Here is a 12985-nt window from a genome sequence, read left to right on the forward strand (position 1 = left end):
GCCTGTTACAACTTTGAATGGGTTGCAAATTTGTAATAGAGATTATTTTTAATCTTACTTAATCGATCGGAGCATAGTTCCGGTGTAACCCGAAAATGTTCTGATAGAACTTCAATACTTTCTGGATGCTTAAGATCATACTTTCTGAGTAGGTGAAGGGGTAGGGCTGCGTACCGGGTAAAATTCCTTGCGTCCCATTCCTGCAACTCACGGAAAGCAGCTGGCATCATGATTTGACGGCCGGCGTGACGAAGGATATGACCTAGCTCATGGTAAAAGTGCTCTCTCTGGATTTTGTGAGGGAGCCGGTTGTCAATAGTGATACTCCTGAAACGACCGAGCTCGTACGACATGGAAGGAATTTCTTTGTAAATGAGATGGATGTTCAACGACTTCGCTATACGACGTTCATCCAATTCTTCCGGTGATTGAATCCCTAGCTGCTTATAAAAGTGACTTACCCAGCTTTCGAGTGGAGTGGGCGAATACGACCATTTCATCAGATCACCTCAAATAGAACATTCGTTCCCTTTGTATAATCTTACCATTTAATCTACCTTCAAACTAGTGGCAATTCAATGATAAGCTGCTGAAGAGAAGGAGGCAGGGAATGGATCTGTTTGACTTACAGGTAAAATTTAGCGAAGTCTTAAGACGCGAGGTAACAGTGGAGGATTTCGAGCAATGGGTATATGCCACTCCGGAAATTGAAGACCATTTTGGTTATGCCTTTTACCTGGAACTTATCAGTTTAGACTTCAGAGACAAATACATATATTTAGACCTGGAGAGAATGTTAACGCCGGTGATCCCCTTTGAAGAGCTCGAGTACCGCCGAATCAGAGCGGGATTAGAAAAAGAAAAGTAGCAAGTGATACCCACGAAATTGATGAAGTCTTAGCGAGTATTTACGAAGATTATTGCGATGGGTATGGGTTCCTTCGTTTTTTGGGACTGGCTTTTGCATTATTAAGCGGGACTGATGGAGAACTGCATATTAATCAAGCTGTACGTGAGTTACTGAGAGAAGAGGCAAGACGGATACTGTCTTTTATCGACAGCGGTAAAATCAAAGTAACCGGGAAATTTGAGTACGATGACTTTAGGGATGGTAAAGATCGAAGATCGAATTGAACTAACGAATGTAGAACTTATGTTACGAAAACTGGGTGATAGGATTTCAGGAAGAGGACACTAGCATTATGTTTTGGATAGGACGAAATTTATTTTAGTCGCTTGATCAGTGATCAGGAGACTTTGTCGTTTCGTGTCGGATTAACACGATTGATTATGGTAGGTAATTGGAACTATATGACGAATGTTAAAGTAAAGAAATAAGATAAATGGAGGACCTTATGCTCGAACTGGTAGTCGACTATGAAGATATCATCAGCAATGTAAAACAGTTCAATATAGATATTAAGAATGGGGAAGGATTCCTTCTTCAAAGACTAAGCAACTTCAAACACTGGTACTATATCCCAGAAATAGACCAATTTGGACCAAGTAAATATATCGGTTACAAGGATAATAACGCCACTAAGTATACGGACTATTACTATCAAGGGTCAGATGGAAGAGTAACAGAAGGGGAGTTGCAACAGTGGTTTAAAATCTTAGGGGATTTTGTTCCAGCCTTCAATGAATTAAAACAGAAAATTTCCACTATGCTTAAAGAGTTTAGTAAGAAGCCTAACAAAGGTTTGACTATTCATGTTCCAAGGAATTATAGCAAGGCTTCCGTAATAGGTCGTAAAGAGTCTTTATGCAACTATGGCGGAAAGAATTACTTTCCAATTATTAGTGATTCATGGGTAGTAGTATCGTCAAAAAAAGCCAGTAAGAAACTTGATAAATCAGCTTTTCTTCATCGAGGAACCGGAATACCCAAAGATGTTCGATACTTCTTTATGGAGAGCAAGGGAAAGGGGTAATTGAAATCCATCATGTTAACCCTTTAAGTCAACAAGGTGGATTAGCAAGGGAAGTTAATCCAATTACAGATTTTGTTCCTGTCTGTTCAAATTGTCATCAAATTATACATAGGAAAAAAGATCAGGTTCTGGGAATAGAAGAAATTAAAATAATGATAGGTAAACTGAGAGAGTCTTGATTTCCGTATTAATACGTATTGTAAGTATAAATAAAATATTGGGAGAAATCATGAAAATATTAATAGATCATTTAAAATTAACGGATGCTCCTTATGATCATGACAGTGACTTTTATATTAATAGTGACGAAGAAGTCACAAACCGCCTAACTAAGGAATTGATAAATGTAAAATCTACTTGTATCTTGGTCTCAGGTTACCGAGGTTCAGGTAAAACATCGTTCATTAATAGAATAGGAAAAAAAATATTAGAATCAAGTGAGAATATTGTGATCGTCAAACTAAACATCTCTAAATTTGAGCCATTATCTTACACATTGAGAAAAATGATTAGGGAGAGTTTCTTAGCTATCCCTGAAGAGAAGTTAAAAGAAATTAGAATTAGTAATCCTTTGGTGTTAAAACAGTTGGAATTGCTATTTGAAAGAACTTTTTCAGAAGTAGTTGACACAAGTAGATATTCTGTAAAAAACGATGTGAATAAAACGCTTAACATTACTATTAATATGAAGAAATTACTAGGATTTATTATAGGTTTAATACTCCTAGGTATAAACACAAAAATCGATTTTCTAGGCTATTTTACAAAGTTGAATAGTATGATTAGTGATATTATTAACTGGGCAGCATTTATCATAGTGGGAATATGGGCAACTATAGAAGGCATTAGATACGAATATAAATTACAAAAGAATGAAAGTTTGCTTGAAGAAATTAGCAGGAAAACTCTGTATGATGATGAAATTGCAGAATTTCAGTTCCTAAAAATAATTAAAGAATTAAAAAAGACGGGGTTAAAATTTATATATGTTTTAGATGAATTAGATAAAATTGAGAATGATGCTGAATTAGAAAAGATGATAGGTGAATTAAAGCCAATCTTATTGTCAGGGAGTGCAAGTTTTATATTAATTTCTGGACAGAAATTATTTTACAAATACAACCATTCACAAACCATAGATGATTCAGTGATATCAAGTATGTTTTCTCAAACAATACATATCCGCTTAACATCAACCCCTGAATTTTTTGATATGTTTGAGATATTGTCGAAAAAAACTAATTACGATCAAGAAATTTACGAGAGCTACCTAAATTCATTAATATTGAGATCTAATAAGATTCCGCGACGATTTATAAATTTACTAAGGCAAGACTTAAGCTGGGAAAAGGAAGGGTCAAGTGCTTATATTGAGGTAGACAATAAAAAATATAAATTTTATAAAACCGATTCCGAGCTACTTGCAATAATTAATAAAATTGAAGAGAGTGGCATTTCTGGAAGTAGTTACAGTGACGGAATTAAAGACTATTTTTTAACTCATTTGCATATATGGATTCAGCGAATGAAATCCTATGTTGATATATATTTTACCAAAGAGGAAATTTTAGGAGAGCCTCAAATCCTTGAAGAGAATTATTCGTCTTATAATAAACAGTTAAAAGGTCTTTTAGACATTTTGTTAGATAGCATTGTAGATGTCGGCTTACTAGAGATAAAAACTGAAAATAGTACTGAAGATGGGACAATTTTATATCGTTGGGCAGATAGGGCAAATGTGATTGAACCAAGTTCAAATGAAAAAGGAGAAGTAACCTCGAATTTTTTACTTAGTTTCATTGATTTAGAAAAATATGTTAGATATTTATATTCATTATTAATAGACAGAGACAATAGGAGTCTCAATCAAATGGTACAACGTCTAGTCGAAGAAAAATATTTACCAGAGAAGTGGGTTAAGAACAAAAGATTCCAGGATATATTTAATGTAAGGAATAAATTAGTTCACGGTGTATCATTAAAACATGAAGAGTTAGACATTGTATTGAATCTAAGGATTGAATTAAATAGAATGACTTCAGAGCTATTAGAAGTTTTCACTTATAATTTGGCTAAGAAGACATTGATAGGATATAATTATAACCTTATTTTAGGGAATGGTAATTCCTATAATAATCAAATTGATATTATTGCCATTGCACATAGCAACTTGCCAGATATTTTGATTGAAGTCAAGAGGCATCTAAACGGAGAATCATTACGCTCCTTAATGCAAAACATTCCAAAGCTGCTAAATAACCATAATAAGATGACTTCAAAAGAAAATCATTTAATCATTTGTTTCTACGCTGAAGGAACAAACTCAAATTCAAGTAGTAGGCTAAAAAGACATCAAGAAGAAATAAAACTCCAGCATCCATCTTTAAAAGATAATATTCATTTTTTATTTCTCGGAAGCAACGATGTGGAAGATAATGCAAAATGTATTGAAGACTATTTAAAGCAATTACTCAAAAATCAATAGAATATTAGAAAATTGACACTCAAGTAGCTTAATTAAACTTGAGTGTCTTTCTATTACCTAATTCTTAATGAGTCGGATATATCTGACACAATTCAAGGTCTTCATTTAATGTTTCTTCACTGCAGAAGTAGTGGTTTACAAATCCTATGTTGTAAATTTTAAAATAGAAGGTTAGTTAAAGCATAGGCATACCGGAGTTCTTCAAACAAAAAATACATCTTAAATCTATGTAGTAACGTTTCTTGGCTCTTAATTTCATCACATAAACCTCAACAATACAAAAAAGACCCGCATGATGTAAGCGAGTCTTGTTGTCATTCTTTATTACCCTGCTGCGCCAGATACCTCAAATACCTCACATGCTCTAATGCCTTCTTTTTATCTTCCTCACTCAACTTGTCCAGCTCGTAGAAGAATAGGTTTTCAAATTTTGTTAGTGGTTTGTCCATCTTGTCAGAATAAGAGGGAGTATCGGAACGACCTAAAAGATAGTCGATATTAACTTCAAAGAAGTCTGCTAGCTTCTGGAGGGTTTGGTTATCAGGCTCATTGTCCCCAGTCTCGTACTTTGCGTACGTAGAGCGATTTATTCCTAAGATTTCAGAGAGTTCCTGTTGGGTTAGTTTCTTCGCTTTCCGGCACGCTTTCAAGCGCTGTCCGAGGATCATGTTTCTTCACCTCCAATATCTCGATTATAGTCAATTATATGTGATAAATAATCACAATAAAATAAATGTCCTAATAAAGAACAAAGAGTGTTGACTGTGACGAAAAAGGACAATATAATGTGATTGTACAGAACAAAACTTAATCGAAAGGATGGTGAAGAATGAAACGTCGTACCTGGTTGATCGCCTTAAGAAATAGTAGGGGGCTTACACAAGAAAAGGCGGCAGAACTTGCTGGCATAGAGCGTTCGACTTATACCAAGGCTGAGAATGGGAGTTCCGTTGGTGTAAAAACGGCTCAAAAAATCGCAACTGCCTTCGATTGTGACTGGACTCTTTTTTTTGAAAACATTTGTGACAAAAAAGAACAAAAACCAGCCTGAAAGGAGGCCAACCATGATCAACCCACCCAAAGGTATCGAAGTCCACAGAGAGTTCGATCCCGACATGGAACGGATGGTCCACGCGTTGAAGGTCGTGTTGCAATCAAAGCCTGTTGAAGAGAAGGATGCTTCTCGGAAAGACCAGCCCGTTACGGAAGAAGAAACTGCCTAATTAATAGCTACAAAAAAATCACACAACTGCATGGAGCGCCGATGAGCGGGAGCGAGCGACGATCTAATCAGGGAGCCGCGCCGAAATACATAGACCATACCTACTGAGCAAGGTCAAAGCCAGGGAGGGCGGTGGTCACAGGTCACTGCCAAGACGCGGCGTTGCATGCAGTTGTGTGTTCGAAAGCGAGGTGATACATGATGTCGATCATTAGGCGTAATCCGGACTATGTACAAGCTGCAGATGAACTGAAGCAAGCCTTGGTCAACTACTGCTATGAAGTGAGCAAGGTCGCTCCTGAGCTAAAGGATCAGACAGATCAACTCCAACGTAGTGTTTTGCTGCAAGAGAATACGATCTTCAATCAGATTCGCGTAAAAGAAAACTCCCCTTCGTGAAAACGAGGGAGAGTCTGGAAGATGAGCACATCTTAATACTACAACTGGTAACACTTATCTACCTTTCCAAAATGGCAAGTTTTCAATGAAAGGAGGTGCCGAAATGGATTATGGTCCGTTGCTGAAAACCATGCGAGTGAGAGCTGGCTTAAGCCAAGATCAGTTGGCAGAAAAGCTTCATCGTACTGGGAGCTGCATCAGTAAGTTCGAGTCAGGAAAGAAAGTTCCCGACATGAACACATTCATGGCATGGGTTCACGCCACTGGAACAATGGAAGTGGCAGTCGCTGTTTTGTGCGGGATGGATGGAATCTCAATCATGCAGCAATTGCTGGGGATGATGTTCGCATTTTGGTTGATATAAGAAGGGGGTGATTGTATGACCGCATATCTGGGACCTGAGACGCTGGCTTCAATATCAGAAGCAGACCGTGAAACGATACACACAGCGCTGATTGAAGCAGCAAGACGCGATGCATTGACGCCAATCGATCTCCTAAAGGACAAGCGCTGGATTCTGGCTTCAAAAATCAAACGCGAGCAGCCGGTAGATGAAGAGGAGTTGGGGTGGATAATCCAATCCCTGCGCGAAAGAGCTGGCAGGACTGAGCGCAATGGAATGGTACTGAATCCGACTTTTGACCGGGTGATTGCCGAGAAGATTGCAGAGATCAAGAGTACGCGCGAACAAGCGATGCTTGAAAACATTAGGGATCGATATAAAGAAAAAACCGCCTGCGGCGAACAGACGGCTTAAAACATATCGTATTCGTAGCTTATCACAGCTACAAGGGGGAGGACAAGCACATGAAACTTCTTACTTCTCAGATGGCTGATCTGCAGCGTGAGCTGAATAACTTGGAACGCGAACGCCGCCAGGCCGATGATGAGTGGCGCGCGGTTGATGCTGAGTACGTACGACTGAAACGTCTGCGCGAAGAACTGGAGGTCCATAAACGAGACTTGGCCCATGAAATCGAGTGGAGGGCTAAAGAAATCGCATCACTGCAGGAGGCACAAATGCATGAGCGAGCAACTGCCTGACTTTCCGCAGCACGTTGAACGAACGGAGCGATCCAGACAAAAGTTGCTGCAACCACTCGTATTCGATGTGAAGAACGACGACTTGGAATGGATAGTTCGGGATGTAATCGAAGAGTTGGAGTTTTTGATAGATTTACGGGCAACGATGACGCCAGAAGATTTCCACGAGGAAGTACGAGAGCAGGCAAAACGCTTATTGAGGTAACAGGGCTTCGGCCCTGCGTGCAGGATCAGTAGTGCTGGTTTTGCACGGAGGTTCGAACCTCCAGCATCGGTGGCGGCGTGGCAATGACCGCGGTTGTTCGGCCGTCGCTACATACATAACGAGGCAAAGATCGTGGCGCAACAGAGGGTTGCAACGGCCGGCAGATGTGGGAAGGCCTGCTGGCGGCCTCGTGACCAAATGAGAGGGGGTGGATCACGTGGGTGAAGGAGCCGAAGAAGTTTTATCTGGTCTTCTATGCCAAGTGTGCGGCGGTTATATGCATGACTTTGAAGAACCGGGATATCCGAGAACCTGCGACGAGTGCCAAGATGACATGTAAAAAGACCCCGCGGCAACGGGATCTTTGGTCGATAAAGCACGATTGGGAATCTACGTCAATCGTAACTTATCGACCCTCACAAATCAATAGGAGGGATAACATGGCAGTTGCAGTCACAGTCACCTCAACAAAGGACATGGACCGCGAGATGTGGCTCCAGCTTAGACGGAAAGGCATTGGTGGTAGTGATGCCGCGGCGATCGCCGGACTGAGCAAATGGAAGTCACCCGTGGCAGTCTATCTTGAAAAGATTGGACAAGCTCCACTGGAAGAGGCGCAATCAGAGGCAGCCCACTTTGGGACAATCTTGGAGGACGTGGTTGCCCAAGAATTCAGCCGCCGCACAGGTCTGAAAGTAAAGAGGAGATATGCCATCCTGCAGCATCCTGACTTTCCGTTTATGGTAGCAAACGTCGATCGCCTGATTATAGGTGAACGCACCGGCCTTGAGTGTAAAACGGCTAGTGAATACCTGAAAGGCGAGTGGGAAGGGGAGGATATACCTGCACCCTACCTGCTGCAATGCCAGCACTATATGGCTGTCACTGGATACAGCGCCTGGTGGATTGCGGTCCTGATCGGGGGGAACAAATTCGTACACAAAAAGGTTGATCGAGACGAGGAGATCATCCAGTACCTGATCCAGCTTGAGTCGAATTTTTGGAACAATCACGTAATTCCACAGGTTCCACCGATGATGGACGGTTCAGATGCTTCCACCAATCTATTAAAAAACATGTACCCGGTAGGTGAACCAGCGAGCGAAACTGAGCTGCCGCTAGAAGCTGACCTACTCATTGAGCAACTGGAACAAGCAAAAAAGGAGGAGAAAGCAGCAGGAAATCGTGTTGCGGAACTTGAGAACCGTCTGAAAGCCATGCTTGGGGAGTATGAGACTGGGGTTGCCAGTAAGTACATCGTTACCTGGAAGACAATCACCTCCAACCGTATCGATAACGAGGCACTGGCTAAAAATCATCCGGAAATCTATCAAAAGTATCTAAAACCATCTGTTTCCCGCCGTTTCGGCGTGAAGGCAGTGTGATGGGGGGATCAGAATGGCAACCAATCAAGACGTGAGGAACCAGTTGGCTAATCGAGTAAATCAACCACCTCAGCAACCGCAGTCACCGGAACAGACCATTGCAGGTTACCTGAAACGAATGGGGCCCGAGATCGAAAAGGCGCTCCCAAGCCACATGAATGCTGATCGGATGGCAAGGATCGCGCTGACAACGATTAGAACGACGCCGAAGCTTTTGGAGTGTAATGTATCTTCTCTCCTTGGGGCAGTAATGCAGGCGGCACAGCTCGGGCTTGAGCCAGGACTGATCGGACACTGCTACATCATTCCTTATGGCCGGGAAGCCCAATTCATCATTGGATATAAAGGAATGATTGACCTGGCCCGACGTAGTGGAAATATCGAAAGCATCTACGCTCACTGCGTGTACGAAGCTGACGAATTCAATTACGAGCTTGGTCTACACCCGAAACTGCATCACAAGCCTGCTACGGGGCGGCGTGGAGAAATGAAATACGTCTATGCTGTGGCCCATTTCAAGGACGGTGGCTACCAGTTTGAAGTGATGGACAAAGAGGAGATCGAGAAGCGCAGGTCTCGCTCAAAAGCATCGAAAAACGGCCCTTGGGTGACTGACTATGAGGAAATGGCCAAGAAGACGGTCATCCGGCACATGTGGAAGTATCTTCCGATCAGCATCGAGATCCAGCAGCAGGCTTCGCAGGATGAGGTGATACGTAAGGATGTCATAAGTGAACCGGTAAGTGTGTACAGTGATGCAATTGATATCAATGTATCATCGGCAGAATCAATACCGGCTGATGATCAGAATAGTGAAGACCAACAAGCAGATTTCGCTGATAACGGAACACTGTTCGACGGACAATGATGACCCAAAAGCAATGGTTTCCACTTCCGGATCTGTACCGTACATTGAACAATCCGGAAACGCTAAAGCGATTCGCAGCAGCATACATGCGTTACAGGCACCCGGAGTGGGAGCCGATCAAGATCAAACAGTACAGAGTACTGGCTGAGAAGCGAGGTGAGGACGGTTGAATTACATACGGGAGCTGAACGCTTTTATAGATTGGCTCGAAATAAATCCATTGGAAGCAATCACACAAACTTTGTGGTTTCACCTTATGGCGATCGCAAACAAGAGTGGTTGGCCAGAGTGGTTTACGGTAGCAAATCTAACCTTACAAGCGAAGCTCAACGTCTCCGAGAACACACTTAACAAACACCGGAACCTCCTCGTACAAAAGGGACGCATCGAATACCGTTCACAGGGGAAGCACAAAGCTGGAAAGTATCGAATCATTTCGTTTTCATCTACGATTGTTACCGCAAAAAATGAGGTAGATCGTGAGGTAACAACGGGTCTTACCTCAAATTTTGCGGCAGATCGTGAGGTAATTCGTGAGGTAAACCTTGCGGTAAACCGTGAGGTAAACCATGCGGCTTTATATAAACTAAACGAAACCAAACAAAACGAAACAGATATTTCTCTCTCTACGCATGAGCGGGAAGATTTTCTCCCTTTGATTAATGAGTTGGACATCAAGTGCCGCGGGGTACGGGACATCGAAGAACTTGAATCTTATATCGGGCTCATGGAAACAGATCTCATTCGGGAAGCTTTGAAACGAGCTGAGAAGAAGAGCGTGGCATATGCTCTACGCATCCTCAAGGATTGGAACACAGACAAGATTCACACGGTTCAAAAGCTTCGAGAGTTGGAACTGCCCAAAGGCAAGCCAAAAACAAAAGGGAATCGAAATAATGTTGTTCCCATGGACAAGCTTCCGGCCTCGGTCCAGTGGCAAATGGAGCAACAGAAAACTGGAGGGTTCCAGTCGGAAAGCAAGACCATTGAAGACTATCCAGACTTGGCAAGAAGACTTCAACGACTACGGGAGGGATGAGTGTGCAAGCTATTCAAAACGCATTCAGTTTTCAAGATAAACAGGTTCGGGTTGTGGTTAGGGACGGCGATCCTTGGTTCGTTGCTCGTGATGTATGTGAGGTCCTGGACCTCAGCGATACAAGCATGGCCATTCGGCGTCTGGACGAGGATGAAAAGCTGACCCAAACAATGTTTGTATCAGGTCAGAACAGAGAAGTGTGGCTGGTTAATGAACCCGGACTATACGCATTGATCTTGACCAGTCGGAAGCCAGAGGCGAAAACATTCAAGCGCTGGATCACGCATGAGGTTATCCCGTCGATACGAAAGACCGGGGTATACTCTGCTGAACAATACAAGGTCGTTCCGCATAACGATCGTCAAGCATTGATTAAGTCACTCCAGTTGACTGTTGAACTGGCGAACGAGATGGAAGAAGTGAAATCACTAGCTCAGACGCACAGTCAAAAGCTGGTTGAGCTTGAGCAAAAAGTAGACGAGCAGATCACTATCGATCACGGGGAGCAGCGCGCTTTGCAGAAAGCAATTGCCCGGCGGGTGTACGAAGTCGAGAGCAATACACAGCAGCGCCGCGAATTGTTCCGCCAATTGCACCGTGAGATTAAAGATCGTTGGGCTGTTGCAAGTTATCGGGATGTGCGGCGTACAGAACTGCAGCAAGTAATTCGCTACGTTGATGCCTGGATGCCAAGACGGACGGCGCAGGCGGGGGCATAATCTATGCCGCGGTTGATCATCCCCTTGCTGATGGAGAAGAGAAGACGGAACAAGACAACAAAACAGATGGAAAATATCTGGGTTGTGCCCACGTGGAATCACTTGTACACGATCGTGAATAACCGTCCGACCCTGGGGAAGTGGGGCGAGATTTATAAGGAGCGTGTTGCTGAAGCTGCCCTTGAATGGGCGATGGATCACGATTGGGCACCGGTTACAGATCGGAAAGTTATTCTCCGGGTCTGGATCTATTGGAACGATGCCAGGTCGAAGGACTGCCATAACACAGACAAAGCGTGGGCAGACGCTCTTGAGGGGATCATCTACGAGGATGATAGCCAGGCCCTGATCCAATATCAGGACTTCCAAATCGATCGGTTGCGGCCGCGCATCGAAATTGAGCCTATTATTGGCGGGCCGATTTTGTTGGACAAGCCGCAGAAGGGCAAAAAAAATTCAGCAAATCAAATCGCATTCGAAATTTAAAAATCAAGGGAGAGTGTGGAAGATGAGCAAGCAAGCACAATTTATGGCGGAAGTAAAGAAAGTCAACACTGACGGAAAGAAAAAGGTTATCCAGCTTGAGGTTGTCGGAAAAATAGCACCGGAAGCATTCCTCAACACGGTTGAAATGATAGGTAGTGTGGTGGCTGTCAACCTCGGAGATTCGCAAATGGCGATCGATTTTGACGAGAATGAAGAGCGGGAAGGAATCACTTACACCACTGACGGATCGGGTGTCGTGACGAGTATTAGGAGCCAAGAAGAAATAGACAGCAACGCTACGGAAGATCAAAACGAGGTGTTATCCGATAGTGATATATCTACCTCTGATGAGAACGCCGTCGACGGTGAGGCAGAAGAGGGGGAAACTGAACAGATTTCAGAAGAGGTTCACTCCCAACCGGTCAATGAGGGGGAAGCAGGACAGTCCGGTGAGCAAGAAATAGGGGAGGATAATCAACAAGAAAAAGCATCGGCTGCAAGTAGTATCGACAAGGAAGCCCTTGAAACCTTTATTTTGAGCGGACAAGCTCCTACATTCGACGGGATCGGCTTCGACTTCCCTGACTTGTTGCGGCGCAAAAAGAACGGGGAGACGTGGATCGAGCTAGCGAAAGGCCTCGGGGTATCTTCCGGTAAGCTCCAGACGGAGTGGAGGGAGTACAAAAAGTTGGTGGCGGAACATCTGACAAAAATCGACGGCGATGGAGAGCAGGGGGCGGCGTAAAGCCGTCTCCCTTGCGGAAAGGTGGGAAACGAATGACAGCGGTAAAACCGAAACCAGATCACCCCTGGAGACGATCCTGCATCATCAACAAGCAATTGAATGACTCTATCAAAAAATCCGTCACAAATCCTTGGGTTAATAGCTTCAAAGTTGGCGGCGGCCGCCCGGCCTGGAATGGAAAGAAGTAGTCAATCAGGATAACGCTTGCCGTCGCCGCCAAAGAGGTCACGGACATGACGGTAAACTCGGACATGCATATCTGGGAAGACAAATGCTACCTCGCCGGGAGCGAGTGACAGTAAAGAACCCTGTTCAATGGCGTAGGGAATTTCCATAGTATCTAAGGCTTCTTTCAGGTAACTGACATCTGTCCAGGAGACAGGGTAATAGAACGACTTTTCCAAGCGAAATCACTCCTTTGTTACAGCATAGCACAGGGGGGATGGGAACAAAA

At 43.4% G+C, this 12985-nt stretch carries 21 protein-coding genes; 18 read left to right on the top strand and 3 right to left on the bottom strand.

The window, feature by feature from the left end:
* Positions 1–5: 5 nt before the first annotated feature.
* Complete coding sequence (locus tag ACAF76_RS08180; protein ID WP_400162876.1) at positions 6–500, bottom strand: ImmA/IrrE family metallo-endopeptidase; 495 nt, start codon at positions 498–500, stop codon at positions 6–8.
* Between the two features lie 110 nt (positions 501–610).
* Here ACAF76_RS08180 and ACAF76_RS08185 point away from each other — a divergent pair, with 110 nt between their 5' ends.
* From ACAF76_RS08185 to ACAF76_RS08200, 4 genes are all read left to right on the top strand, one after another.
* Positions 611–868: a hypothetical protein gene (locus tag ACAF76_RS08185; RefSeq protein WP_400162877.1), complete on the top strand. Its 258-nt coding sequence runs from the start codon at positions 611–613 to the stop codon at positions 866–868.
* 487 nt (positions 869–1355) lie between these two features.
* Positions 1356–1934, top strand: coding sequence for a hypothetical protein (locus tag ACAF76_RS08190; protein WP_400162878.1), 579 nt, complete (start codon positions 1356–1358; stop codon positions 1932–1934).
* A 5-nt stretch (positions 1935–1939) separates the two neighbouring features.
* Positions 1940–2113: a hypothetical protein gene (locus tag ACAF76_RS08195; protein WP_400163060.1), complete on the top strand. Its 174-nt coding sequence runs from the start codon at positions 1940–1942 to the stop codon at positions 2111–2113.
* 50 nt (positions 2114–2163) lie between these two features.
* On the top strand, positions 2164–4419 hold the full coding sequence (locus ACAF76_RS08200; RefSeq protein ID WP_400162879.1) for a P-loop NTPase fold protein: 2256 nt from the start codon (positions 2164–2166) through the stop codon (positions 4417–4419).
* 314 nt (positions 4420–4733) lie between these two features.
* Here ACAF76_RS08200 and ACAF76_RS08205 read toward each other — a convergent pair whose 3' ends face one another.
* The gene (locus tag ACAF76_RS08205) at positions 4734–5087 is read right to left on the bottom strand and encodes a helix-turn-helix domain-containing protein (RefSeq protein WP_400162880.1); all 354 of its coding nucleotides are present in this window, start codon (positions 5085–5087) and stop codon (positions 4734–4736) included.
* A 161-nt stretch (positions 5088–5248) separates the two neighbouring features.
* On the opposite strand from ACAF76_RS08205, the gene ACAF76_RS08210 reads away from it, so the two are divergent.
* The 14 genes from ACAF76_RS08210 to ACAF76_RS08275 all read left to right on the top strand — a co-directional run bounded on the left by ACAF76_RS08210 (position 5249) and on the right by ACAF76_RS08275 (position 12719).
* Positions 5249–5470: a helix-turn-helix transcriptional regulator gene (locus ACAF76_RS08210; RefSeq protein WP_400162881.1), complete on the top strand. Its 222-nt coding sequence runs from the start codon at positions 5249–5251 to the stop codon at positions 5468–5470.
* Positions 5471–5483: 13 nt separating this feature from the next.
* The gene (locus ACAF76_RS08215; protein WP_400162882.1) at positions 5484–5642 is read left to right on the top strand and encodes a hypothetical protein; all 159 of its coding nucleotides are present in this window, start codon (positions 5484–5486) and stop codon (positions 5640–5642) included.
* 200 nt (positions 5643–5842) lie between these two features.
* Positions 5843–6040 (top strand): hypothetical protein, encoded by a 198-nt coding sequence (locus ACAF76_RS08220; RefSeq protein WP_400162883.1) that lies wholly within the window; start codon positions 5843–5845, stop codon positions 6038–6040.
* Positions 6041–6143: 103 nt separating this feature from the next.
* Positions 6144–6404, top strand: coding sequence for a multiprotein-bridging factor 1 family protein (locus ACAF76_RS08225; RefSeq protein ID WP_400162884.1), 261 nt, complete (start codon positions 6144–6146; stop codon positions 6402–6404).
* Between the two features lie 15 nt (positions 6405–6419).
* Positions 6420–6797 (top strand): hypothetical protein, encoded by a 378-nt coding sequence (locus ACAF76_RS08230; RefSeq protein WP_400162885.1) that lies wholly within the window; start codon positions 6420–6422, stop codon positions 6795–6797.
* 50 nt (positions 6798–6847) lie between these two features.
* Positions 6848–7084, top strand: coding sequence for a hypothetical protein (locus ACAF76_RS08235; protein WP_400162886.1), 237 nt, complete (start codon positions 6848–6850; stop codon positions 7082–7084).
* On the top strand, positions 7065–7289 hold the full coding sequence (locus tag ACAF76_RS08240) for a hypothetical protein (RefSeq protein ID WP_400162887.1): 225 nt from the start codon (positions 7065–7067) through the stop codon (positions 7287–7289). The genes ACAF76_RS08235 and ACAF76_RS08240 overlap by 20 nt, the downstream gene beginning before the upstream one ends.
* Positions 7290–7729: 440 nt before the next feature.
* A complete protein-coding gene (locus ACAF76_RS08245; RefSeq protein WP_400162888.1) occupies positions 7730–8674 on the top strand; it encodes a YqaJ viral recombinase family protein in 945 nt (314 codons plus the stop codon).
* Positions 8675–8687: 13 nt separating this feature from the next.
* A complete protein-coding gene (recT, locus tag ACAF76_RS08250; RefSeq protein ID WP_400162889.1) occupies positions 8688–9542 on the top strand; it encodes a recombination protein RecT in 855 nt (284 codons plus the stop codon).
* Between the two features lie 166 nt (positions 9543–9708).
* The gene (locus tag ACAF76_RS08255) at positions 9709–10581 is read left to right on the top strand and encodes a DnaD domain protein (protein ID WP_400162890.1); all 873 of its coding nucleotides are present in this window, start codon (positions 9709–9711) and stop codon (positions 10579–10581) included.
* A 2-nt stretch (positions 10582–10583) separates the two neighbouring features.
* Positions 10584–11300: a BRO family protein gene (locus tag ACAF76_RS08260; RefSeq protein ID WP_400162891.1), complete on the top strand. Its 717-nt coding sequence runs from the start codon at positions 10584–10586 to the stop codon at positions 11298–11300.
* Between the two features lie 3 nt (positions 11301–11303).
* Positions 11304–11786, top strand: a complete 483-nt coding sequence (locus ACAF76_RS08265; RefSeq protein ID WP_400162892.1) for a RusA family crossover junction endodeoxyribonuclease — start codon at positions 11304–11306, stop codon at positions 11784–11786.
* Positions 11787–11808: 22 nt separating this feature from the next.
* Entirely contained in the window at positions 11809–12531 is a 723-nt protein-coding gene (locus tag ACAF76_RS08270) for a hypothetical protein (protein WP_400162893.1), read from the top strand.
* Positions 12532–12563: 32 nt separating this feature from the next.
* Positions 12564–12719, top strand: a complete 156-nt coding sequence (locus ACAF76_RS08275) for a hypothetical protein (protein ID WP_400162894.1) — start codon at positions 12564–12566, stop codon at positions 12717–12719.
* Here ACAF76_RS08275 and ACAF76_RS08280 read toward each other — a convergent pair whose 3' ends face one another.
* Complete coding sequence (locus ACAF76_RS08280; RefSeq protein WP_400162895.1) at positions 12720–12935, bottom strand: hypothetical protein; 216 nt, start codon at positions 12933–12935, stop codon at positions 12720–12722.
* Positions 12936–12985 lie beyond the last annotated feature (50 nt).

This window comes from Brevibacillus sp. TJ4 (genome assembly GCF_044627595.2).
Lineage (GTDB): Bacteria > Bacillota > Bacilli > Brevibacillales > Brevibacillaceae > Brevibacillus.